This is a genomic window from Variovorax sp. Soil_C_12 (genome assembly GCF_057657375.1).
The window spans coordinates 260,138-283,533 of sequence record NZ_JBDGIO010000003.1 but is presented as its reverse complement, the minus strand read 5'-3'; the positions used below and the strand labels follow the sequence as shown (position 1 = coordinate 283,533).

Sequence of the window (23,396 nt, the reverse complement as noted above, 5' to 3'; positions counted from 1 at the left end):
GTCAGCCGGCCAGCGGCGCCATGGCCTCGAAATCGGGCATCGCCGCGCTCGCGAAGCCGGCACAATCCAGCGAGCCCAGGCCGATGCGGCCGTCCCGGATGCGCAGGCGCACCGCGCCGTGGGAGCGCTCGTAGAGGTCGCCATGCGCGTCGAGGAAGCTTCGCTGCTCCTCGGCCGGCAGCGCGGCCATGCCATTCACGTAGTGATGGCCGTTGCGCTCCACATGGGTGATGCCCAGCAGGTTGACCAAAGCCAGGTCCTGCTGCACGGAAAGGCCGGCCTGCGTCGTCAGGTCTTCGCCCGACATGAAGTAGCGCAGCTGCGACTGCTCGGCGTTCCATGCCGCGCAGCGTGCCGCGTTGAGCAGCGACTTGTAGAAGCCCTTGCAGGTCTTCGAGGAAACGCCGGCATAGCCGCGCGCCCTGGCCTGCACGAAGGTGTCGAGCTCGCCATCGGACTCGTCGATGATCACCGGCTTGCCGATGCTGGCGCTGCGCACGTCGCGAAGGTCGCACTCCAGCGCCAGCTTGCGCGAGATCGGCTGCTCGATGAAGAGAATCGAGGCGTACAGGCGCGCGAGCGCGGGCGTCTCGCGCATGCGCGCCATCAGCTCGGCGATGCCGGCCGCGTCGGCGTACTGTTCGTTGCCGTCGAGCGAGACGAAGTAGGGGCCGCCCATGTCGTCGAGCACCGTCTCGATGGCGCCGAGGCGCGCCAGGTCGGCCGCGATGTCGCCGCCCACCTTGAGCTTGAAGTAGCGGTGGCCGTAGACGCGCACCACCTCCTCGAGCGTTTCCGGCAGGCCGTCGGCCACGGGCTCCTTCAGGTCGGCCGCGGTGATCGCATCGAGCATGCCGACGGTATGGCGTGCCTCGATGCTTCCGGAAGGAGCCAGATTCGCCAGGAAGGCGTCCATGCCCAGCCCGTCGAATTCGGGCCTTGCCGCTGCGATGCCGGCGGCATTGCCGCGCACGGCCGCGTAGAAGGAGATCTGCAAGGCGCGGCACAACGCATCGAGCACCGCCCGGTCGAGCAGTGCCGGTCCGTAGCTTGCCAGCAGCGGATTGAAGCCCAGCCCTTGGGCGGCTGTGCGGTGCGCATCGTGGTGCCGCGCGAAGTGGCCGAAGGCGGTCGCGGGCGTCGCGTCGCCCAGGTAGGCCTCGCGCGCGAGCGCCGTGACACGGCGCAATTGATCGAAGTTGTCCTCGTTGCTGAGCGCGAGGTTCTTGTCGAACCACTTGGGCGCCATCAGCTCGGCAGCGGCGCCCCAGGCGCTCGACCCGTCGGCGAACTCGATGCGAGCGCGCGCGAAAGCCTGCGGGCATTCGGTCAGCGTCACCACGCCGAAGCGGAAGGGCAGGCGCAGCACCACCGGGCGCTCGAAGAGGGTGATCTCGCGAATGGCGAAGCGGGGTGCCTCAGTCATGTCCTGCAGCCTCCTCGAGTCCGCGCAGGTAGCCTATGGCGCGTGCCGCCGAGCCCATGCCGTCGGGCACATAGTCGAAGGGTTCGACCGCCACGATGCCCTGGTAGTGCCCCGCAGCCTGCATCTCGCGCAGCGCCCCCAGGATGGGCGCGAAGCGCATCGCGCCCTGACCCGGGCCGCGGCGGTTCGGGTCGTTGACCTGCACATGGGCGATCTGCCCGGTGGGCATCCAGCGGCGCATCAGCGCCGGAATGTCGTCGCGCTCCATCTGCCCCGCGGCGCTGCAGTCGATCATGGTCCTGAAGGCCGGCGAGCCGATGGCCTGCACCAGCTCGATCGCCTCGGCCACCGTGTTGACGAGGTCGGTCTCGGCGGTGGACAGCGGCTCGATGCAATACGCCACGCCGCATTGCTCCGCGGACCGCGCGGCGGCGGCCAGACATTCGCGCGCGCGTTCCAGCGCGGCTGCGCGGGTCTCGCCCGCCGGCACCGAGCGCTGCTTGGGCGAGCCGTGAACCAGGTAGCGCCCGCCCATCAGCGCGCAGAGCTCGACCAGGCGCTGCATCACCGCCGTGCTGCGTTGGCGCAGGGCCGCGTCGGCGCTCACGATCGAGAGGCCGGCCGGCGCCACCAGCAGCCAGTGCAGGCCGCTGATCTCGAGGCCGTGGTCAAGTGCAATGCGGCCGAAGGCGCGTGCCTGCGCATCGTCGATGGCCATGGGATCGGCCGCCAGCGTGAAAGGCGCGACCTCCAGCCCGTCATAGCCGAGCGCCGCCGCGGCCCGGCATTGCTCGGCGAAGGGCAGTTCCTTCAGCACTTCGTTGCAGAGCGCGAACTTCATGGGCTTGAATCCTCAGGCGCTGCGGCGCAACACGAAGCGCTTCGCGCCGCCCCAGGCACGGCGCAGGCGCACGTTCACCGCCGGGATGTACATCAGCATCGTCAGGATGGTGACCGCCGCCAGCGCCGCGCAAATGGGCCGCGTGAAGAAGGGCGCGATGCTGCCGTCGGACAGCACCAGCCCGCGGCGCAGGCTCTTGTCCAGCAGCTCGCCAAGCACCAGCCCCAGCACGAAGGGCGCCATCTCGTAGCCGCGGCGGCGCAGGAAGAAGGCACCGATGCCGATCGCCAGCATGCAGTAGACGTCGAACAGCCGCGAGGCGATCGCGAAGGCGCCCACCGTGCACAGCACGAAGATCACCGGCATCAGCACCGTGCGCCGCACCCGCAGCACGTGCAGCAGCGGACGCACCAGGAACAGGCCGAAGATCAGGATGCTGAAGGTGGCCAGCGTGGTCATCGCCACCACGTCGTAGACGAACTGCGGCGTCTTGATCATCAGCATGGGGCCGGGCTGGATGCCATGGATGATCATCGCCGCCATCAGCACGGCGGCCGGCGCCGACCCGGGAATGCCGAGCGCCAGCGCCGGGATGATGCCGCCCGGAATGGCCGACATGTCGCCGGTCTCGGCCGCCATCAGCCCGTCGATCGAGCCCTTGCCGAACTGCTCGCGCTCGGGGCTCACCGACTTCGCGGCGGCATAGGACATCCACGCGCCCGAGTCCTCGCCGATCCCGGGCAGGATGCCGGTCACCACGCCGATCACGCCCGAGCGCAGCACGGTGCGCCAGTACTGGAACACCTCGCGGAAGCGCGGCAGCACCGAGTCCTTCATCTCGACGATCTTGCGCTCGATCGGGTCGGCCAGCGAGGTCAGCACCTCGGCGAAGCCGAAGGCGCCGATCAGTGCCGGGATCAGAGCGATGCCGCCCGAGAGTTCGTCCCACCCGAACGTGAAGCGGTCGTAGGCATAGAGGCCTTCCTGGCCGATCTGCGCCACCAGCAGGCCCAGGCAGCCCATGAGCCAGCCCTTGATCGGGTCCTCCCCGACGATGCTGCCCGACATCGCGACCCCGAAAAGAGCAAGCCAGAAGAACTCGAAGGCGCCGAAGGACAGCGCGATCTCGGCCAGCGCCGGCGTGAACATCGCCAGGCACAGCACGCCGAACAGCGTGCCCGTGAAAGCGCCCGAGGTCGCGATGCCGATGGCGCGCCCAGCCTCGCCCTTGCGCGCCAGCGCATAGCCGTCGGCACAGGAGGCCGCGTTGGCCGCGGTGCCCGGGATGTTGAGCAGGATCGCGCTGCGGCTGCCGCCGTAGAGCGTGCCCACATAGGCGCAGATCAGGATCAGGATGGCGTCGTTGGGCGCCATCTTGATGGTGAGCGTGGTCAAGAGCGCGATGCACAGCGTGGCGGAGAGCCCCGGCATGCAGCCCACCAGGATGCCCAGCAGCGCGCCGCCCAGCCCGTAGACGATCGACCAGAAGTTCAGGAAGCTGAGGTAGGAATGCCCCAGCATCTGAAGGCCTTCGAGCATGCCGTCGTCTCCTCAGGGAAGCCGCACCAGGAAGAACTCCTGGAACACGAGCGTGATGACGATGCCGGCGCCCAGGCCCACGGCCAGTGCGAAGGCCAGGCCTCGCAGGCGCTGGTTCTTCGCGCTGCGCTCGGCGAACTGCAGCAGGCCGATGGTGACCGTGACGAAGGCGGCCGCCGCGGCCCAGAAGGGCAGGCCGTGGCCCACCAGCCCGCCCGCGAAACCGATGCACAGCGCCAGCACGGTCCACATGCGGCGGGCCTCGGCGCGGTCGGCCTCGGTGCGCGGGTGCGGCACGTGAGGCGCCTTGGCAAGCCGGCGCCAGGAGCGAAAGAGCATCAGGGCGCCGAAGAACACGATCGCCGCCCCCAGCAGGCCCGGCAGCAGGCCCGGCACCGTATAGGGGTTGATGTCCTGCTTCTCCAGCCGGTCCATGCGCAGCGAGCCGATGGTGGTCGCGATGCCGAGCGCGATCCAGCCCAGCGACTGCCGGAGGTCCGAGCGCGGCGAGGTCTTGCGTGCGTGCGCGGCAGCCTCGGCCTCTGCCGCGGCGCGTTCTGCGTCGGTGGCGCTCGTCACGGCCGCGCGATGCCCAGCGTTTCCGGCGAGACCTTGGCCTTGCCGCTGTCGAACAGCAGCCAGGCGTTGGCCTGGATGGCCGGGGTGACCGCGGTCTGTGCCTCGGCGCCATGCAGCGGGGCGAACAAGGCACCGCGGCTGGTGGCGTACTTCTTCAGCACCTCGCTCTTGGCGATGTTGTCGACCCAGATCTTCTCCACCGTCTTCACCACCTCGTCGGGCACGCCCTTGGGAATGAAGATGCCGAAGTAGTTGGCCGGGGCCTTGAAGCCGTCGAGCGTCTTTGACAGCGGCTCGATGCTGCCGAAGCCTTCCAGCTCCAGCGCCTTGTCGCTCACCGTGGCCAGCGGGCGGATGCGCTTGCCGCGGATCATGTCGGCCTGCTCCACCGCGAGCTGGGTGGTGACCTCGGTCTCGCCGGCCACGGTGGCCACCACGGCCGGGTTGCCGCCATCGTAGGTGACGTGCCGGTACTTGACGCCGGTGCTCTTGGCGATCAGCTCCATCGCGTTGTGGCCGGCCGAGGTCACGCCCGCGGTGGCGACGCTGATCTGGCCGGGCTTGGCCTTCATCGCATCCAGCAGGTCCTTGGCGCTCTTGTAGGGCGCGGACGCGTTGACGCCGATGACCTGCACGTTGGCGACGTTGAGGAACAGGTGCCAGTCGGCGATCTTGGTCTTGAGCATGCCCAGGGTCTCGTAGGAGCCCAGGTCCTGCGCCGCGCCGGCCGTCCAGGTGTAGCCGTCCTTGGGTGCGTCGAGCGCGCTCTTGCTGCCGATCGAGCCCGAGGCGCCGGGCTGGTTGACGATCACCACCTTCTGGCCCAGCGTCTTCTCGATCTCCGCCGCGGTGACGCGCGTCACCTGGTCGGTGGAGCCGCCGGCGGCCCAGGGCACGATGATGGTCACGGGCCGCGAAGGCTTCCAATCCTGGGCCAGGGCGGGCGCGCCCAGCGCGGCGAGGGCTGCGAGCGCGAAGGTGGGGGCGATGCTTCGGATCAAGTGGCGCTTCTGCATGGTGTCTCCTGTTGATGCGTTGGACTGGGGAAACGGGATGCGTGAAGAGCTGGCTAGCCCAGCCAGCGTTGCAGGTGTGCCGCAACGAAGTCGTCGTCGTGGAGTTCGGGGTAGGCGTCGTGTACGCGCGTCAGTTCGGCGGCCTGGCCCGGGCTCAGGCCTTCCAGCGGGTCCAGGCACCAGATGCCGGCCAGCAGGCCCTGGCGCCGCAGCACCTCGTGGCAGCCGGCGATGCAGCCGTGGAAGTCGTGGGCCACGTCGAACAGCGCGGCATTGCAATCGGTCACCTGGGCGTCGAGCGCGAGCAGCTCCATGGGCACCTGGTCGGCCGCAACAGCCTCGTGCAATCGCGACAGCAGCTGCACTGCACGCCGCGTGCCCACGCTCCAGTGGCCCAGCAGCCCGCCCTTGATGCGCACCGTGACCGTCAGGCCCTCGCGGGTGAAGACGAAGGGCGCGAGCAGGTCCAGCACGATGTGGTCGTCGTTGCCGGTGTAGAGCGTCACGCGGCCCTCGGCGCCGGCCTCCACCACGCCGCGCACCACGTCCAGCGTGCGGTAGCGGTTGAAGGGCGCCATCTTGATGGCGACCACGTTGTCGATGGCGGCGAAGCGGCGCCAGAAGCTGGCCGGCAGATGGATGCCGCCCACCGCGGGCTGCAGGTAGAAGCCGACCAGCGGCATCACTTCGGCGACGGCCCGGCAGTGCGCGATCAGCGCGTCTTCGCTCGCGTCCTTCATCGCCGCCAGGCTCAGCAGGCCGGCGTGGTAGCCCAGCGCCTGGGCGGTCGCGGCTTCGGCGCTGGCCTGCGCGGTCGAACCGGCCAGGCCGGCGATCATGAAGAGCGGGCGCCGGCCATCCAGCGGTTCCCAGTTCTGGGCCTCGTGCATTGCGAGCTCGAGCACGGGTTTGTAGAGGCCCTGCTCGCGGATCGCGAACTGCGTCGAGTGCACGCCCACGGCCAGGCCGCCGGCGCCGGCATCGAGGTAGTAGCGGCTCAGCGCCCGCTGGCGGCGCTCGTCGAGCGTGCGCTGGGCATCGAGCGCCAGCAGGTGCGCGGGGATCGCCGTGCCGCGCCTGAGCAGGGCGAGCGAGGCGGGTGGGAGCTGCGTGTAGTGCATGGCTCAGTACTTGCCGTCGCGGGCTTCGAAATGCGTGGGCTTGTTCAGGCTGGCCATGCCGCGCCGCACCCAGTCGGCGGTCCAGTCCATCATGCGCGCCAGCGTGACCTGCTGCGGGCCGAAGAGCTCGAAGGCGCGGCTGCAGTCGATCAGCCAGGCGGTGTCGGCCTCGCGGCCGGTGAAGACCGCTTCGACGCCGAGCCGTTGTGCCAGTCCTTCCGCAGCTTCGCGGATGGCGATGGCCGGGCCGCTGAGGTTGAGCGGCGAGGTCGGCGTGTCGCAGTGCGCCAGAGAACGCAGCGTCCAGTCATTGGCCTCGCCCTGCCAGATGATGTTGGCATGGCCCATCGCCAGGTCGATGGGCTGGCGCGCCATCAGCTTCTGCGCCAGGTCGTGCAGCACGCCGTAGCGCATGTCGATCGCGTAGGAGAGGCGGATCAGCCGGCCCGGCGTGCCGTGCAGGTGCGAGAAGTGCTCGAACAAACGCTCGCGCGCGACGCAGGAATTCGCGTACTCGCCGGGCGGCGGCGTGGGTGGAACGTCCTCGCGCGCACCGGGGCCGCGCACGTCGGCAAAGGGGTACACGCAGGCGGTGGAGAAGGCCACGATGCGCGAGCGGCGGAAACGCTCCGCCACCAGCGCCGGCACATGGGCATTCATGGCCCAGGTCAGCCATTCGCTGCCCGAGGAGCCGAACTTGCGACCGGCCATGAAAACCACGTTGGGCACCTCGGGCAGGGCGGCCAGCGCCTCGCGCGAAAGCAGGTCGGCCTCGATGCACCGGATGCCCTGCGCTTGCAGGCGCTCGCGCAAGCCCGGCTCGGAAAAGCGCGCCACGCCGATCACCTGGCGGTCCGGGCCGGCGCGCTTGGCCATGCGCGCCAGGGTCGGGCCCATCTTGCCGCCCACGCCCAGCACCAGGATGTCGCCCTCGACCCGCTCCAGCGTCTGCACGAGCGCATCGGAAGGTCGGGACAAGAGTTCCTCGAGCTGTTCGAGGTCTGCGATGCGATCGGGCAAAGGCATGGTGCGATTCCCCTGGTGTGTGCAGTTCAGGCCTCGATGCCGTGCAGCGCCAACAGCGTCTTCATGCGCGTGACCGCGAGCTCCGGCTGCTCCAGCAGATTGGCCGCATCGGCCAGCCGGAACAGCTCGGCCAGATGTTGCAGCGAGCGCGTGCTGTGCTGTCCGCCCACCATCGTGAAGTGCTTCTGGTGCCCGTTGAGCCAGGCCATGAAGACCACTCCCGTCTTGTAGAAGCGCGTGGGCGCCGCGAAGATGTGCCGCGACAACGGGACCGTCGGACCCAGGATGGCGTGGAACCCGTCGGTGTTGCCTTGCGCCAGCTCGCCCAGCGCGGCGCTGGCCGCCGGCGCGATCGCATCGAAGATGCCCAGCAGCGCATCGCTCTTGCCGTGCGTGGGCTCCTGGCCGTGGCCGTCGCCGGCGATCAGCTCCGCGTAGTTGAAGTCGTCGCCCGTGTACATGCGCACGCCTGACGGGAGGCGCCGGCGCATCGCGATCTCCTTGTCCTTGTCCAGCAGCGAGATCTTGATGCCGTCGACCTTGTGCGCGTGGGCGGCGATGATGCCCAGCGCAGTGTCCATCGCGGCGTCGACATTCTTCGTGCCCCAGTAGCCGGCGAGTGCCGGGTCGAACATGTCGCCCAGCCAGTGCAGCACCACCGGCTGCTTCGCCTGCGACAGGATCCGGTCGTACACCCGCTCGTAGTCCGCCGGGCTTTGGGCCACGTGCGCCAGCGCGCGGCTGGCCATCACGATCAGCTTGCCGCCCAGCGCTTCGATGGCGGCCATCTGCTCTTCGTAGGCGCGGATCACGTCGTCCACGCTTTTCACGTCGATCAGGCTCAGGTGGTCGGTGCCGCAGCCCGAGGCGACCAGCGCGCCCGGCACATCCTTGGCCGCATCCAGCGACCGGCGGATGAGCTCCAGCGAGGTCGGCCAGTCCAGGCCCATGCCGCGCTGCGCCGTGTCCATTGCCTCGGCCACCCCCAGGCCCAGCGACCACAGGTGGCGGCGGTAGGCGATGGTGGCGTCCCAGTCGATGGCGCACTGCAGCCACGGGTCGATCGCCGCCAGTGGGTCAGCCACCACGTGCGCGGCCGAGTAGGCGATGCGGTTGAAGGTGACACCCGGCGGCGGCTTGACCGGCGTCGTGCCGCGCAGGGTGTAGGCGGCCAGCGTGCCGCCGGCAACGGGAAGAGTCAGCGAGAGAGCCATCGGCGCCTCAGATGTTCAGTTCCGGCACGTCGATCCAGCGACGGTCCTGCCACGATTCGAGCGCAGCCTCGACCAGCTGCACGCCCTTGGCGCCCTCGGGCAGCGTCCACTTGTACGGCGCGTTCTCCACCACATGGCGGATGAAATGCTCCCACTGGATCTTGAAGCCGTTGTCGTAGGTCTGCGAGTCCGGGATCTCCTGCCACTGGTCCAGGAAGTTCATCGTCTGCTTCTCGTCCGGGTTCCACACCGGCCGCGGCGTCGCCACGCGCGACTGGGCCCGGCAGGACGACAGCCCCGCCACCGCCGAGCCGTCGGTGCCATCCACATGGAAGGTCACCAGGTCGTCGCGCCGAACGCGGGTGGCCCAGCTCATGTTCAGCTGCGCGATCACAGGCTCACCGCCGTGGCCGCGCAGCTCGCAGGTCGCATAGGCTGCGTCGTCGGCGGTGGCTTCGTAGGGTTGGCCGTTCTCGTCCCAGCGCTTGGGGATGTGCGTCGCGCCGATGCACGACACCGACTGCACCTCGCCGAACAGGTTGTCCAGCACGTAGCGCCAATGGCACATCATGTCCAGGATCATCCCGCCGCCGTCTTCCTTTCGGTAGTTCCACGAGGGCCGCTGGATCGGCTGCAGGTCGCCCTCGAACACCCAGTAGCCGAACTCCAGGCGCACCGACAGCATGCGCCCGAAGAAGCCCGCGCGACGCAGCATGTCCAGCTTGCGCAGGCCGGGCAGGAAGAGCTTGTCTTGCACCGCGCCGTGCTTGAGGCCCGAGCCTTGCGCCAGGCGGGCGATCTCCACCGCCTCGTTGAGGTTGGTGGCGATCGGCTTCTCGCAGTACACATGCTTGCCGGCGCGGATCGCCTTCGCCAGCAGGGTGGGGCGCATCTGGGTGGTGCCGGCGTCGAAGAAGAGCGTGTCGTCCTTGTTCTCGAGCGCGCGATCGAGGTCGGTGCCCCAGCGCTCGATGCCGTGGGCCTTGGCCAGGGCCTCGATCTTCTCGGCGTTGCGCCCGATCAGGATCGGGTCGGGCATGACCCGGTCCCCGTTGGAAAGTGTGACGCCGCCTTGCGCGCGGATCGCGCAGATGGAGCGGATGAGGTGCTGGTTCATGCCCATGCGTCCGGTGACGCCGTGCATGATGAGTCCGAGTCGTTGGGTGGCCATGTCAGAAAGTGCTGCCGAATGAGGTGAGGGGTCCGGGAAAAGCGTGGAGGGTCACTGGGGCGTCAGGCCCGCGGCCTTCACCAGCTTGGCGTTGCTGGCGATCTCGTCCTTGATGTAGGCGTCGAACTGCTCGGGCTTGAGCGTCCAGGCGTCGGCACCCAGCTTGAGGAAGCGCTCCTTGACCTCGGGGCTTGCGAGCGCCTTCGCCACCTCGTCGTGCAGGCGGTTGACGATCTCGCGCGGGGTCTTGGCGGGCGCCATCATCCCGATCCAGAAGTTGAATTCCGAGCCGGGTACGCCGGCCTCGGCGGTGGTGGGCACATCGGGCAGGGCGGCGGCGCGCTTGGGCGAGCCGACGGCCAGCGCCAGCAACTGGCCGTCCTTGATCTGGCCGATCACCGGCGCGATGGGCGAGAAGTAGTAGTCCACGCGGCCGGCCAGCACTTCGGTCACGGCCTCGGCCGAGCCCTTGAAGGGGATGTTGGTCGCATCGATGTTGGCGGCCATCTTGAACTTCTCGGCGTTCAAGTGCGTCGCGCTGCCCTGGCCCGCGGAGGCGAAGTTGACGGTGCCGGGCTTGGCCTTGGCGGTCGCGATCAGGTCCTTCAGCGTCTTGATGTTCTTCGAGGGCGAGATCACCAGGGCATTGGGCAGCGAGGAGATCGGCGTGACCCCGGCGAAGTCCCCCACCGTGTCGAAGGGCAGCTTGGCGAAGGTCGAAGGGCTGACCGTGTGCGAGGACGAGTGGATCATGATCGTGTAGCCGTCCGGCGCCGCCGTCGCCACGGCCTGCTGGCCGATGGTGCCGCTGGCGCCGCCGCGGTTGTCGATCACCAGCGCCTGGCCCATGCTGGCGCCCATCTTGTCGGCGATGGCGCGGGCAATGATGTCGGTGGTGCTGCCGGCGGCGAAGGGCACGATGACGCGGATCGGTTTGTTCGGGTAGGCGCCCTGGGCGCTTGCGCCAAGCGCGGTGCAAAGGGCCAGCGTGGCGACGAGGGCGTGGCGGCGGGTGGTGAGGGGCACGGGGGTCTCCTGGTTGGATGGGGCGCTGTGGCCCGGCTTCAATTCACCAATAAGTGAATTAGAGATTTTAAGAAGCCCTGCCCGAGCCCGCAACGGCCCCGCCCTAGGAGATACCCGTATCAGTGCAGGACGTAGCCTAGTACGAGGTCGGTCATGTGTGACAGGCGCTGCGCCATGGCCTTGGGCGCGCGCAGGTCGCGGCCGAAGATGGCCGAGAGTGTGTCGTTGTTCGACAGGTAGAAGTAGCAGAGCGCAGCGATGGAAATGTAGAGCTGCACCGGGTCGACGCCGGAGCGGAAGAGCTTGTCGCGCCGGCCGCGCTCGAGCACGCCGTCGAGCAGCTGGACGAGCGGCGAATTCATGTCCTGGATGCGCTCGGAGCGCTTGAGGTGCGCGGCGCGGTGCAGGTTCTCGCTATTGAGAAGCGTGATGAACTCGGGGTGGTCGAGGTAGTAGTGCCAGGTGAAGGAGACCAGGCGGCGGATCGCCTCCACCGGCTCCACCTCGTCCAGGTGCAGCTGCTGCTCGGCCTCGCGGATGTCGGCGTAGGTGCGCTCGAGCACGGCCAGGAACAGGTCGTCCTTGCTGCCGAAGTAGTAGTAGATCAGCCGCTTGTTGAGTCCGGCGCGCGCGGCAATGCTGTCCATGCGCGCGCCGGCCAGGCCGCGCTGCGCGAACTCGTCGCGGGCCGAGTCGAGGATTGCGAGCTGTGAACGGTCGGCATCGCGCGAGCGGGGTTCGAGCGGTGCTGTGGGCGGCGTCTTCATGGGCGGAATTTAACCAGTTGGAGAATTAAAGCAAGCTTTTGCAGGGTGTGCGGATAATCGCCGCTTCCTTCGATATTGCAGCAGAGGCACCCACCCATGAGTTCGTCGCAAACCGCAGGCCACCTGATCGTCGAGTGCCTCATCGAGCAGGGCGTGGAACTGGCCTTCGGTGTGCCGGGCGAAAGCTTCCTGGCCGTGCTCGACGGCTTTCATGCCTACTCGGAGCGCATCCGCTTCGTCGTCAATCGGCAGGAGGGCGGGGCCGCATTCATGGCCGAGGCGCACGGCAAGCTGACGGGCCGGCCCGGCATCTGCTTCGTGACGCGCGGGCCCGGGGCGACCAACGCTTCGATCGGCGTGCACAACGCCTTCCAGGATTCGACGCCGATGGTGCTCTTCGTCGGCGACGTCGGCAGCGACTTTCGCGATCGCGAGGCCTTCCAGGAGGTCGACTACGGCAGCTTCTTCGGGCCCAGCACCAAGGGCTTTGCCAAGCGCGTGGAGCGCATCGACGACGCGGATCGCATCCCGGAGTACATCGCGCGTGCCTTCGCGACCGCGATGAACGGCCGGCCCGGGCCCGTGGTGCTCGTGCTGCCGGAAGACATGCTGCGCAGCATGACATCCGCCCGGCCGCTGGCGCGCGTGGAGGCGGTACAACCCTGGAGCGATCCGGGCGCGCTGCGCACGCTGCGCGAGCTGTTGGTGAAGGCGCAGCGCCCGCTGGTGATCGCGGGTGGCGGCGGCTGGACCGTGCAGGCGGCGCAGGCGCTGCAGCGCTTCGCCGAGAACTGGAGGCTGCCGGTCGCGAACGCCTTCCGCTTCCAGGACACCTTCGACAACCACCACCCGCTCTACGCCGGCGACGTGGGCATCGCGCTCAATCCGAAGCTGGCCGAGCATGTGAAGCACAGCGACCTGGTGCTGGCCATCGGGCCGCGGCTGGGCGAGATGACCACTGGCGGCTACACGCTGCTCGAGGCGCCCCGATCCGCGCAGACGCTGGTGCACATCCACGCGAGCGCGGAGGAGCTCAACCGTGTCTACCAGGCCGATCTGGCCATCAACGCCGGCATGAGCGCCGCGGCGCGCAGCCTCGAGGTGCTGAGCGCGCCGGCTGAAGTGATTTGGGAATCGTGGACCGCGCAACTGCATGCCGATTACCTCGCCAACCTGGAGCCGCAGGCACTCGCCGGGCTGCCGGCTGCGTCGCCGCGTGGCGCGGTCGACATGGCGGCGGTGGTGCGCACCCTGCAGCAGCATCTGCCCGAGGATGCAGCCATCACCAATGGCGCGGGCAATTTTGCGAGCTGGGTGCATCGCTACTTCCGCTACCACGGCCTGGCCAAGGGGCACAAGACGCAGCTCGCGCCGACCAGCGGCGCCATGGGCTATGGCGTGCCGGCCGGCATCGCGGCGAATATCGCGACCGGCCGCATCGCCTTCACCATCGCGGGCGACGGCGACTTCCTGATGAATGGGCAAGAGCTCGCCACGGCCTCGCAGCACGGCGGCAAAAGCATCATCGTGCTGCTCAACAACGGGATGTTCGGCACCATCCGCATGCACCAGGAGCGCGAGTACCCGGCCAAGGTGAGCGGCACGGCACTGGCCAATCCGGACTTCTGCGCGCTGGCCCGCGCCTACGGCTATGCGGCCGAGCGCGTGACCGAGACCTCGCAGTTCGAGGCTGCGCTGCTGCGCGCGCTGGCGGCCGACACGGGCACGCTGATCGAGATTCCGCTCGACCCCGAGGTGATCACGACGCGCGGCACGCTGTCGACGATCACGAAGGCGGCGCAGGCGCGCGGCAGCCATTGAGCCCTCGCAGCAGCCAAGAAAAAAGCCGGCTTACGCCGGCTTTTTCAATGAAGCGCCTGAGGCGCTCCGGGCTCACTTGACGTGCTTGCCGATCAGCGAGGCCAGCTCGAACATCGACACTTGCGGCTTGCCGAAGATTTCCTTCAGCTTGGCGTCGGCGTTGATGTTGCGCTTGTTGGCCTTGTCCTGCAGGTTGTTCTTCTTGATGTAGTCCCACAGCTTGCTCACGACGGCAGTGCGCGGCAGAGGCGTCGAACCCACGACCGCGGCGAGCGCCGGGCTGGGGGTCAGGGCCTTCATGAACGCGGCATTGGGCGTGCGCTTCTTGGCGGGTGCCGCCTTCTTCGCAGGAGCCTTCTTCGCGGGAGCAGCCTTCTTGGCGGGTGCCGCCTTCTTCGCCGGAGCAGCCTTCTTCGCCGGTGCGGCGGCCTTCTTCGCGGGAGCAGCCTTCTTTGCAGGCGCTTTCTTGGCCGGAGCCTTCTTTGCAGTTGCCATGGTTGATTTCCTTTTTTGGATTGGTCACTCGTCACCAATGAAAACGCTGTCTCCACTGGCATTGCGGATGCTAAAGGAGAAAAAACGCGTTTCCAAGGGAAAAAGGGACTTTTTCATTGGGAGCTGTTGTTTTTTCAGAGGAGAGAAGGGGGTACTTCGCACTCGGGAGTGCCCTCGGAGCGCACTGCAGTGCTTCAGGCGCGGCGCGAAGGCCAGGTCGCGAGCACCACGCCGAGCAGCGCGAGCGCGAAGGCGCAGACCTGCAGCGGCGACAGGCTCTCGCCCAGGACCAGCACGCCGACCATGGCCGCGCTCACCGGCAGCATCACCGTGAACACGCCCGCCTGCGAGGCCGGCACGCCCTTCAGGCCCGTCATCCAGAGCCACACGGTCCAGATGCTCGCGGCCAGCGCATAGACCACCAGCAGGGCCCACAGGCCCAGCGGAACGGCACCGAAGTCGAAGCGCAGCGCGAACCACAGGCCCAGCGGCGTCGAGAGCACGAAGCCCCAGAGGTTGATCAGCGAGGAGATGCGCTTGGGCCCGAGCTTGCCGGTGAGCGACTTGCCGATCACCGCGTAGGCCGCCTCGCAGAGCACGGCGCAGAACACCAGCAGGTTGCCGAGCCAGGGCATCGAAGCGCCGGTAGCGCCGCCCGCGTGCGCCGAGGGCTGCGCGGGCGCGAGCGCGAGCAGGCCGATGCCGCCGGCCGCGCAGGCGATGGCGAGCGCGGTTCGCAGCGCGATGCTCTCGCGCAAGAAGACCCGGCTGCCGATCGCGACCACGGCGGGAATGGAGGCCATGATGACGCCCGCCGACACGGCGCTGGTCATGCTCACGCCGAACAGCATGCAGATCGAGAACAGGAAGTTGCCGAGGAAGGACTCGAGAAAGACCAGGCCGCGCGTGCGCGCCGTCATCGCCGGCTCGTCGTGCGGGCGGCGCAGCCAGTGCGGCATCGCCAGCGCGGCGATGCCGAAGCGCAGCCACGCGAGCAGGAACACGGGGAAGGCGAGCACCAGGGGCTTGGAGAGCGCGACGTAGCTGCCGACCAGCGACATGCTGAGGGCCAGGCAACCGTAGGCGACGAGACGGCCGGGTGCGGGGAGGGCGGGGTTCAATAGACTGGGCGCGTTGCGAGGATCGAGCCGATGATGATGCCCCATTCCCCCTCCGAGGCCCGCCATGTGTTCGTCTACGGCACGCTGCGTCGCGGCGGGCGCAACGACATCGCGCGCTTCGCGCCGGCGCCGCGATTCGTGGCCGATGCGCGTATCCACGGCACGCTGTACGACCTGGGCAGCTATCCGGGCGCGGTGCTCGGCGGCAGCGGCCTGCTGGTTGGCGAGATCTACGCCATCACGCCGGCGCTCGAGACGCAGCTCGACGAGCTCGAGGAAGTGCGGCCCGACGACAGCGGCGAGTACATCAAGCGCGAGGTGCGGGTCCGGGTCGGCGAAAAGGAAATCGCCTGCCTGGTCTACGAGATCCACCCGGACCGTGTCGCAGGCCGTACCGTGATTGCATCGGGCAACTGGTTCGACCGCGTGCCGCCTTTTTCATGAGTGAGAGAGCGCGTTGCGCATTGTGAAATCATCGTATGTTGCGTCGCAATATTTTTTCTCGATATGAGAAAGTTTATTCCGCATTGAGAAATTCATCTCTAAGTTGTTGATTTAATGAGGCTAAAAATATGTCTTCTATAAGACATAAGACAGAAGGGCTTGGCGTACAGTTGCTCCCAAGGCCCTAGCGCCCACCCCTCAATCAACCCTTGGAGTGACACCATGCCTCAAACCATCACAGAACAACTGAGCCGCGAACAGCAGATCGCCGCCCTCGAAAAAGAATGGGCGACCAACCCGCGCTGGAAGGGCATCAAGCGCGGTTACAGCGCTGCTGACGTGGTGCGCCTGCGCGGCTCCTTCCCGATCGAGCACACGATCGCGCGCCGCGGCGCCGAAAAGCTCTGGGACCTGGTGAACAACGAGCCCTACGTCAACTGCCTCGGCGCGCTCACCGGCGGCCAGGCCATGCAGCAGGTCAAGGCCGGCATCAAGGCGATCTACCTGTCCGGCTGGCAGGTTGCCGCCGACAACAACAGCTACGCCGCGATGTACCCCGACCAGTCGCTCTATCCGGTGGATTCGGTGCCGACGGTGGTCGAGCGCATCAACAACACCTTCCGCCGCGCCGACGAGATCCAGTGGTCCAAGGGCACCAACCCCGGCGACAAGGGCTACGTCGACTACTTCGCGCCCATCGTGGCCGATGCCGAAGCGGGCTTCGGCGGCGTGCTCAACGGCTTCGAGCTGATGAAGGCCATGATCAAGGCCGGCGCCGGCGGCGTGCACTTCGAGGACCAGCTCGCCTCGGTCAAGAAGTGCGGCCACATGGGCGGCAAGGTGCTGGTGCCGACCACCGAGGCTGTGCAGAAGCTGATCGCCGCGCGCATGGCGGCCGACGTCTGCGGCACCCCGACGCTGGTGATCGCGCGCACCGATGCCGAAGCGGCCGACCTGCTGACCAGCGACTACGACGAGAACGACAAGCCTTTCCTCACCGGCGAGCGCACCGCCGAGGGCTTCTACAAGACGAGGAAGGGCATCGACCAGGCCATCTCGCGCGCCATCGCCTACGCCCACTACGCCGATCTGGTGTGGTGCGAAACCGGGACGCCCGACCTCGAGTTCGCGCGCAAGTTTGCCGAGGCCGTGCACAAGGTACATCCGGGCAAGATGCTGGCCTACAACTGCTCGCCTTCCTTCAACTGGAAGAAGAACCTCGACGACGCCACGATCGCCAAGTTCCAGAGGGAGCTGGGCGCCATGGGCTACAAGTACCAGTTCATCACGCTGGCCGGCATCCACTCGATGTGGTTCAACATGTTCGACCTGGCGCAGGACTACGTGCAGCGCGGCATGTCGGCCTATGTCGAGAAGGTGCAGGAGCCCGAGTTCGCGGCGCGCGATCGCGGCTATACCTTCGTGTCGCACCAGCAGGAGGTCGGCACCGGCTACTTCGACGACGTGACCACCGTCATCCAGGGCGGCAAGTCGAGCGTCACGGCACTGACCGGCTCCACCGAGGAAGAGCAATTCCACTGATATCCCGCTGTCACTGAGTTTGTTCCCCGCGCGAGCAATCCGCGGGGATTTTTTTCGCCTCAGTCGACCATGCGCAGCTCGCGCACCCCGCGGCCTAGCCGCTGTCGGAGCAGGGCACGCAGCGTCACGCCCTCGGCATAACCGACCAGCCCTGCGATCTGCTCCAGGCTCTTGTCGCTGGTCTTCAGCAGGTGCACGGCGCGCTCCACGCGCAGGTCCTGAAAGTAGGACAGCGGCGTCTTGCCAAGCACCTGCTGCATGCGCCGCGCGAGCGTGCGCTTGCTGGTGCCGGCCGCCGCCGCCGCCTCGTCGAGCGAAAAACCGTCGGCCAGCCGGCCGCGCGCCCAGCGTTCGAAGCGCTGGACGGTGGGGTCCGAGTGCGTGAGGTGGTCGGTGATCACGTAGGCGGACTGCGAGGGACGCGAGTCGACGATGAGGTACTTGGCCACCGTGGCCGCGAGCTCCGGGCTGGCTTGGCGCACCAGCAGCAGCGCCATGTCGATGTGGCTCAGCGCCGCGCCGGCGGTGACGAAGGGACCCGAGCTCACCAGCATGCGCGACTCGTCGAGCTTCACGGCCGGGTAGCGCTGGCGGAACAGCGAGGCCAGCCACCAGGTGGTCGTGGCCTGGCGCTGGTCGAGCAGGCCCGATTCGGCCAGCACGAAGGTGCCGACACAGGCAGCCGCGATGCGCACGCCCTGGCCTGCCTGGATGCGAAGCGCGGCTGCCGCCTCGGCCACGTCGCGCCGCTGCAGCGCGACCTGTAGTCCCTCGGGCATCTTCTCGCCGAGGGCCGGCACGACGATCCAGTCGGGGCGGCCAGCGTCGGGCGCCGAGACCACCGGCACGCGCAGGCGCTGCGAGGTGTGGACCCTTTTTCGCATGCCCGTGACCCGGAGCTCGAAGGGCGGGATGTCGACGCCCAGCATGCCCGCGAGCTCGTTGGCCGTGCTGAAGACGTCCTGCACCGTGGCCAGGCCTGTATCGAACACGCCGTCCAGCGCGAGCAGGTTGACCTTCATGGCAACAACGATAGCAAAGATGTCAAGAATGCCAATAGGTCGATTCCCGGGGGATGCCTAGAGTCACGGCCATGGACGCGCAATCCCGCGCGCCCGGGTTCACTGGAGACTCTCATGATCAAGTACGCACTGTTTGCCCGACTCGAAGCCAAGCCGGGTAAGGAAGCCGAGGTGCAGCAGTTCCTGGAGGCGGGCCTGGCGATGGCGCGCGACGAGAAGACGACGCCGATCTGGTTCGCCCTGCGCCTCTCGCCGACCACCTTCGGCGTCTTCGATGCCTTCGAGGACGAGGCCGGCCGCCAGGCGCATCTGAACGGCGCGATCGCCCAGGCCCTCATGGCCAAGGCGCCCGAGCTGTTCGCCAAGCCGCCGGCCATCGAGCCCATCGAGGTGTTGGGCCTCAAGAACGCCGCGCCCGCATCCTGAACTCAGCGGCTAGAATCGCCAGCTTCCGTCAGAGCAGTAACAAGGGCGAGAAAGGCATCCTGGTTATGACACCGCGAACTACCCCGCAAGGAACGAGCGGCCTTTTCCTCGAAGGAATAGGCCGGTAGGCCGCGCATGCTGGAGTTTCCAGCACCCTCACTCAAGCCCAAGCGCGGTCCGATGACCGCGCTTTTTGTTTTCTCGCCGAGGTTTTTTTCATGATCCAGATCACGCTTCCCGACAACTCGCGCCGCGAGTTCCCCGGCCCGGTTTCGGTGGCCGATGTTGCCAAGTCCATCGGCCCCGGCCTGGCGAAGATGACGGTGGCCGGCAAGGTCGACGGCCGGCTCGTCGACGCGAGCGACCTGATCGAGCAGGACGCCCGGCTGCAGATCATCACGCCCAAGGACGATGAAGGCCTGGAGATCATTCGTCACTCGACGGCCCACCTGGTCGGCCACGCCGTCAAGCAGCTCTACCCGACGGCCAAGATGGTGATAGGGCCCGTGATCGAGGAGGGCTTCTATTACGACATCTCCTACGAGCGGCCCTTCACGCCCGAGGACATGGAGGCGATCGAGGCTCGCATGCGCGAGCTGATCGCCCAGGACTACGATGTCGTCAAGAAGATGACGCCGCGCGACGAGGTGGTCGAGGTCTTCAAGTCCCGTGGCGAGGACTACAAGCTGCGGCTGGTGGAGGACATGCCCGACGAGAAGGCGATGGGCCTGTACTACCACCAGGAGTACGTCGACATGTGCCGTGGCCCGCACGTGCCGAACACGCGCTTCCTGAAGGTCTTCAAGCTCACGAAGCTGGCCGGCGCCTACTGGCGCGGCGACGCCCGCAACGAGCAACTGCAGCGCATCTACGGCACGGCCTGGGCCGACAAGAAGCAGCTCGACGACTACATCCGCCGCATCGAGGAGGCCGAGAAGCGCGACCACCGCCGGCTCGGCAAGGAGCTGGACCTGTTCCACATCGACGAGGTGGCGCCGGGCGTGGTGTTCTGGCATCCCAAGGGCTGGGCCATCTGGCAGCAGGTCGAGCAATACATGCGAAAGGTGTACCGTGACACGGGCTACCAGGAAGTCAAGGGACCGCAGATCCTGGACAAGAGCCTGTGGGAGAAGACGGGCCACTGGCAGAACTACCGCGAGAACATGTTCACGACGGAGTCGGAGAAGCGCGACTATGCGCTCAAGCCGATGAACTGCCCGGGCCATGTGCTGATCTTCAAGAGCGATCTGCGCAGCTACCGCGACCTGCCGATCCGCTATGGCGAGTTCGGGCAGTGCCATCGCAACGAGCCCTCGGGTGGCCTGCACGGCATCATGCGGGTGCGCGGCTTCACGCAGGACGATGGGCACATCTTCTGCACGGAAGACCACATCCTCGAGGAGTGCGTGGCCTACACAGGCCAACTGCTCAAGGTGTATGCCGATTTCGGCTTCACCGACATCCTCTACAAGGTCGCGACACGGCCCGACAACCGCATCGGCTCCGACGATCTCTGGGACAAGGCCGAGAGCTCCCTCATGGAGGCGCTGCGCCGCTCGGGCGTGGAGTTTGTCATCTCGCCGGGCGAGGGCGCCTTCTACGGCCCCAAGATCGAGTACACGCTGCGCGACGCCATCGGCCGCCATTGGCAGTGCGGCACGATGCAGGTGGACTTCAACATGGCCGAGCGCCTCGGCGCTGAGTACGTCACGGAGTCGAGCGGCCGGGCGCATCCCGTCATGCTGCACCGCGCGATTGTGGGCAGCCTGGAGCGCTTCATCGGCATGCTGATCGAGCACCACGCGGGCGCTCTGCCCGCCTGGCTGGCGCCGGTGCAGGTGGCGGTGCTCAATATCAGCGAAGGACAGGCCGATTACGCATCTCAGGTTGCGAAATCGCTGCAAAATCAAGGGCTTAGAGTTTTGCTCGACCTGCACAACGAGAAGATTACGTATAAAATACGGAAGCATTCGTTGCAAAAGCTTCCCTACATCCTCGTCGTGGGCGATAAGGAAAAGGAAGCCGGTACCGTCGCAGTGCGCGCCCGGGGCAATCTTGATCTCGGTGCCATGTCGGTGGAGGCGTTCTCGAAAAAGATCGCCGACGACATCCAACACAAGCTTTGAATTCGAACCGATTCAAAGGCTGATTTCGACCATCAAGCTGCTTGTGGGCGTGGACTGGAAGGTGTTCGCTACAGTTTTTGTAGCAAATTGATTGAAGGATCCTGACCATCGCTACTGCATTTCGCGACCGCCGCCACCGCGAGGAACGCCAACACCGCCTGAACCGGGAAATCATGGCCCCGGAAGTCCGCCTGATCGGGCCCGAGAACGAGCCATTGGGTGTCGTGAGTCTTGCCGAGGCCCTGCGGCTGGCCGGTGAGCAAGACGTGGATCTGGTGGAAGTGGTCGCGGCGGCCAATCCGCCGGTCTGTCGCCTGATCGAGTACGGCAAGTTCAAGTACCACGAGCAGAAGAAGGCCGCCGAGGCGAAGTCGAAGCAGAAGGTCATCGAGGTCAAGGAAATCAAGTTCCGGCCCGGGACCGACGAAGGCGACTACAACATCAAGATGCGCAACATCCGGCGCTTTCTTGATGAAGGCGACAAGTGCAAGATCACGCTGCGCTTCCGCGGCCGCGAAATCACGCACCAGGAACTGGGGCTGGCGCTGTTGCAGCGCATCCGCGACGACCTCGGCGACACCATCGTGGTCGAGCAGTTCCCGAAGCTCGAGGGCCGGCAGATGATCATGATGATCGCGCCGGGCCGCAAGAAGGGCGGCGGGGGTACGGCCAAGCCGGCCACTGAGCCGACGACAGCGCCCGCAGCGGCCTAGGGCCTGAGCGGCAGCGTCAGTACAGGGTTTTGAAGAGATTTCGCCGCTGCCTGCGCCTTCGGGCGCAGGCAGCGGTGGGATGAAGAAGTGTCTCGGGGCCGACAAGTCCGTGGGAATCTCCCCGGCGCCTCACGAGCACAAACGAAAGGAGCATTCACATGCCCAAAATGAAGACCAAGAGCAGCGCGAAAAAGCGTTTCCGCGTTCGTCCCGGTGGCACCGTCAAGCGCGGTCAAGCCTTCAAGCGTCACATCCTGACCAAGAAGACCACCAAGAACAAGCGCCACCTGCGTGGTGCAACGGCAGTGCATGAGACCAACATGGTCTCGATGGCCGCCATGTTGCCCGGCAGCGGCATCTAATCACGACGAACAAGGAGTACACACATGCCTCGCGTCAAACGTGGTGTAACGGCCCGCGCCCGCCACAAGAAGGTTCTCGCACTCGCAAAGGGTTTCCGCGGTCGCCGCGGCAATGTCTTCCGCATCGCCAAGCAGGCGGTGATGAAGGCGGGCCAATACGCCTACCGTGACCGCCGTACCAAGAAGCGCGTGTTCCGCCAACTGTGGATCGCCCGTATCAATGCCGCTTCGCGTGAACTGGGCCTGACCTACAGCCAGTTCGCCAACGGCATCCGCAAGGCCGGTATCGAGATCGACCGCAAGGTCCTGGCCGATATCGCCGTGCACGACAAGGCCGCTTTTGCCGGCATCGTGGAGCAGGTCAAGGCCAAGCTGGCTGCTTGATCCCGCAAGCAGGTTGCCGCTCCTCGGACGGCGGCCTGCGCCCACGGCACAAGGGCTGGCGCTTGAAAGGGCTCCAGCCCTTTTTTATTCGCACCTCCAGCCTCTTTCTCTTTCACGCTCAAGAATTCCCATGAACGAGTTGGACTCCCTGGTCGCCACCGCACGCGCCGCCTTCGCCGAAGCCAAGGCACCGGCCGAGCTCGAAAACGCCAAGGCGCAGTTTCTCGGCAAGGCCGGCCGCATCACCGAGCTGATGAAGGGCATGGCCGCGCTGTCCGTCGACGAGAAGAAGTCGCGTGGCGCCGCGATCAACGTGGCCAAGCAGGCCATCGAGGCCGCGCTGAACGAGCGCCGCCAGCAACTTGCCGACGAAGAGCTCGCCGTCCAGCTGCGCGCCGAGGCACTCGATGTGACCCTGCCCGGCCGCCGGCGCGCGGGCGGCGGCCTGCACCCCGTGAGCCGCACGATGGAGCGCATAGAGGCCATCTTCTCGAGCATGGGCTTCGACGTCGCCGACGGCCCCGAGATCGAGAGCGACTGGCACAGCTTCACCTCGCTCAACAACCCGCCCAACCATCCTGCGCGCTCGATGCAGGACACCTTCTACGTCGACATCAACGGCGAGGACGGCATCCCCTACAACCTGCGTCCGCACACCAGCCCGATGCAGGTGCGCTACGCACAGCAGCACATCAAGAAATACGCGGCCGAGTTCGCCGCCGCGGCGGCCGACACCACCGGCACGGTCAAGGCGCCCGAGATCCGCGTGATCGCGCCGGGCCGCACCTACCGCGTCGACAGCGACGCCACGCACTCGCCGATGTTCCACCAGTGCGAAGGCCTGTGGCTGGGTGAAAACGTGAGCTTCAAGGACCTGAAGGTCATCTTCACCGACTTCTGCCGCACCTTCTTCGAGACCGACGACCTGGTGCTGCGCTTCCGCCCGAGCTTCTTCCCCTTCACCGAGCCGAGCGCCGAGATCGACATCCAGTTCCAGACCGGCCCGCTGGCCGGCCGCTGGCTCGAGGTCTCGGGTTCAGGCCAGGTGCATCCGCAGGTGGTGCGCAACATGGGCCTGGACCCCGAGCGCTACATCGGCTTCGCCTTCGGCATGGGCCCGGACCGGCTCACCATGCTGCGCTATGGGGTGAACGACCTGCGGCTCTTCTTCGACGGCGACCTGCGCTTCCTGAGCCAATTCCAGTAACAGACAG

At 67.0% G+C, this 23,396-nt stretch carries 23 protein-coding genes; 9 read left to right on the top strand and 14 right to left on the bottom strand.

The features are described from left to right. Position 1: 1 nt before the first annotated feature. The 11 genes from AC3A6X_RS10035 to AC3A6X_RS09985 all read right to left on the bottom strand — a co-directional run bounded on the left by AC3A6X_RS10035 (position 2) and on the right by AC3A6X_RS09985 (position 11,726). Positions 2-1,426, bottom strand: coding sequence for an enolase C-terminal domain-like protein (locus tag AC3A6X_RS10035; protein WP_487842050.1), 1,425 nt, complete (start codon positions 1,424-1,426; stop codon positions 2-4). After that, positions 1,419-2,267, bottom strand: coding sequence for a sugar phosphate isomerase/epimerase family protein (locus AC3A6X_RS10030; protein ID WP_487842049.1), 849 nt, complete (start codon positions 2,265-2,267; stop codon positions 1,419-1,421). Before AC3A6X_RS10030 ends, AC3A6X_RS10035 begins: the two co-directional genes overlap by 8 nt. 12 nt (positions 2,268-2,279) lie before the next feature. Then, positions 2,280-3,806: a tripartite tricarboxylate transporter permease gene (locus AC3A6X_RS10025; RefSeq protein WP_487842048.1), complete on the bottom strand. Its 1,527-nt coding sequence runs from the start codon at positions 3,804-3,806 to the stop codon at positions 2,280-2,282. 12 nt (positions 3,807-3,818) lie between these two features. After that, a complete protein-coding gene (locus tag AC3A6X_RS10020; protein ID WP_487842047.1) occupies positions 3,819-4,385 on the bottom strand; it encodes a tripartite tricarboxylate transporter TctB family protein in 567 nt (188 codons plus the stop codon). Beyond that, the gene (locus AC3A6X_RS10015) at positions 4,382-5,401 is read right to left on the bottom strand and encodes a Bug family tripartite tricarboxylate transporter substrate binding protein (protein WP_487842046.1); all 1,020 of its coding nucleotides are present in this window, start codon (positions 5,399-5,401) and stop codon (positions 4,382-4,384) included. Before AC3A6X_RS10015 ends, AC3A6X_RS10020 begins: the two co-directional genes overlap by 4 nt. Positions 5,402-5,454: 53 nt before the next feature. Further along, positions 5,455-6,522, bottom strand: a complete 1,068-nt coding sequence (locus AC3A6X_RS10010) for a dihydrodipicolinate synthase family protein (RefSeq protein WP_487842045.1) — start codon at positions 6,520-6,522, stop codon at positions 5,455-5,457. Positions 6,523-6,525: 3 nt separating this feature from the next. Next, positions 6,526-7,548 carry an NAD-dependent epimerase/dehydratase family protein gene (locus tag AC3A6X_RS10005; RefSeq protein WP_487842044.1) on the bottom strand — a complete coding sequence of 341 codons (1,023 nt, stop codon included), beginning with the start codon at positions 7,546-7,548 and terminating at the stop codon, positions 6,526-6,528. 26 nt (positions 7,549-7,574) lie between these two features. After that, the gene (locus tag AC3A6X_RS10000; protein WP_487842043.1) at positions 7,575-8,762 is read right to left on the bottom strand and encodes a dihydrodipicolinate synthase family protein; all 1,188 of its coding nucleotides are present in this window, start codon (positions 8,760-8,762) and stop codon (positions 7,575-7,577) included. Positions 8,763-8,769: 7 nt separating this feature from the next. Beyond that, positions 8,770-9,933 (bottom strand): Gfo/Idh/MocA family protein, encoded by a 1,164-nt coding sequence (locus tag AC3A6X_RS09995; protein ID WP_106556784.1) that lies wholly within the window; start codon positions 9,931-9,933, stop codon positions 8,770-8,772. 51 nt (positions 9,934-9,984) lie between these two features. Continuing rightward, positions 9,985-10,959, bottom strand: a complete 975-nt coding sequence (locus AC3A6X_RS09990; RefSeq protein ID WP_487842042.1) for a tripartite tricarboxylate transporter substrate binding protein — start codon at positions 10,957-10,959, stop codon at positions 9,985-9,987. Between the two features lie 119 nt (positions 10,960-11,078). Then, the gene (locus AC3A6X_RS09985; protein ID WP_487842041.1) at positions 11,079-11,726 is read right to left on the bottom strand and encodes a TetR/AcrR family transcriptional regulator; all 648 of its coding nucleotides are present in this window, start codon (positions 11,724-11,726) and stop codon (positions 11,079-11,081) included. Positions 11,727-11,822: 96 nt separating this feature from the next. Between AC3A6X_RS09985 and AC3A6X_RS09980 the strand changes: the two genes are divergently transcribed. Then, positions 11,823-13,547 (top strand): thiamine pyrophosphate-binding protein, encoded by a 1,725-nt coding sequence (locus AC3A6X_RS09980; RefSeq protein ID WP_487842040.1) that lies wholly within the window; start codon positions 11,823-11,825, stop codon positions 13,545-13,547. 72 nt (positions 13,548-13,619) lie between these two features. On the opposite strand, the gene AC3A6X_RS09975 is transcribed toward AC3A6X_RS09980, so the two are convergent. Both AC3A6X_RS09975 and AC3A6X_RS09970 read right to left on the bottom strand, forming a co-directional pair. Further along, positions 13,620-14,042 carry an SWIB/MDM2 domain-containing protein gene (locus AC3A6X_RS09975; RefSeq protein WP_309971673.1) on the bottom strand — a complete coding sequence of 141 codons (423 nt, stop codon included), beginning with the start codon at positions 14,040-14,042 and terminating at the stop codon, positions 13,620-13,622. Positions 14,043-14,236: 194 nt separating this feature from the next. Continuing rightward, complete coding sequence (locus AC3A6X_RS09970; protein WP_487842039.1) at positions 14,237-15,163, bottom strand: DMT family transporter; 927 nt, start codon at positions 15,161-15,163, stop codon at positions 14,237-14,239. 36 nt (positions 15,164-15,199) lie between these two features. On the opposite strand from AC3A6X_RS09970, the gene AC3A6X_RS09965 reads away from it, so the two are divergent. Both AC3A6X_RS09965 and aceA read left to right on the top strand, forming a co-directional pair. After that, complete coding sequence (locus AC3A6X_RS09965) at positions 15,200-15,607, top strand: gamma-glutamylcyclotransferase family protein (RefSeq protein ID WP_487842424.1); 408 nt, start codon at positions 15,200-15,202, stop codon at positions 15,605-15,607. Between the two features lie 222 nt (positions 15,608-15,829). Next, positions 15,830-17,149, top strand: a complete 1,320-nt coding sequence (gene aceA / locus AC3A6X_RS09960) for an isocitrate lyase (RefSeq protein WP_487842038.1) — start codon at positions 15,830-15,832, stop codon at positions 17,147-17,149. A gap of 59 nt (positions 17,150-17,208) precedes the next feature. Here aceA and AC3A6X_RS09955 read toward each other — a convergent pair whose 3' ends face one another. Further along, positions 17,209-18,171, bottom strand: a complete 963-nt coding sequence (locus AC3A6X_RS09955) for a GlxA family transcriptional regulator (protein ID WP_487842037.1) — start codon at positions 18,169-18,171, stop codon at positions 17,209-17,211. Between the two features lie 114 nt (positions 18,172-18,285). On the opposite strand from AC3A6X_RS09955, the gene AC3A6X_RS09950 reads away from it, so the two are divergent. From AC3A6X_RS09950 to pheS, 6 genes are all read left to right on the top strand, one after another. Then, entirely contained in the window at positions 18,286-18,597 is a 312-nt protein-coding gene (locus AC3A6X_RS09950) for a putative quinol monooxygenase (RefSeq protein WP_487842036.1), read from the top strand. A gap of 218 nt (positions 18,598-18,815) precedes the next feature. Further along, entirely contained in the window at positions 18,816-20,723 is a 1,908-nt protein-coding gene (thrS, locus tag AC3A6X_RS09945; protein WP_487842035.1) for a threonine--tRNA ligase, read from the top strand. 98 nt (positions 20,724-20,821) lie between these two features. Next, positions 20,822-21,436 carry a translation initiation factor IF-3 gene (gene infC, locus AC3A6X_RS09940; protein ID WP_106556793.1) on the top strand — a complete coding sequence of 205 codons (615 nt, stop codon included), beginning with the start codon at positions 20,822-20,824 and terminating at the stop codon, positions 21,434-21,436. A gap of 158 nt (positions 21,437-21,594) precedes the next feature. Beyond that, entirely contained in the window at positions 21,595-21,798 is a 204-nt protein-coding gene (gene rpmI, locus AC3A6X_RS09935) for a 50S ribosomal protein L35 (protein ID WP_028253491.1), read from the top strand. A gap of 24 nt (positions 21,799-21,822) precedes the next feature. Continuing rightward, a complete protein-coding gene (gene rplT, locus AC3A6X_RS09930) occupies positions 21,823-22,182 on the top strand; it encodes a 50S ribosomal protein L20 (RefSeq protein WP_028253492.1) in 360 nt (119 codons plus the stop codon). Positions 22,183-22,312: 130 nt separating this feature from the next. Then, on the top strand, positions 22,313-23,389 hold the full coding sequence (pheS, locus tag AC3A6X_RS09925) for a phenylalanine--tRNA ligase subunit alpha (protein ID WP_487842034.1): 1,077 nt from the start codon (positions 22,313-22,315) through the stop codon (positions 23,387-23,389). Positions 23,390-23,396 lie beyond the last annotated feature (7 nt).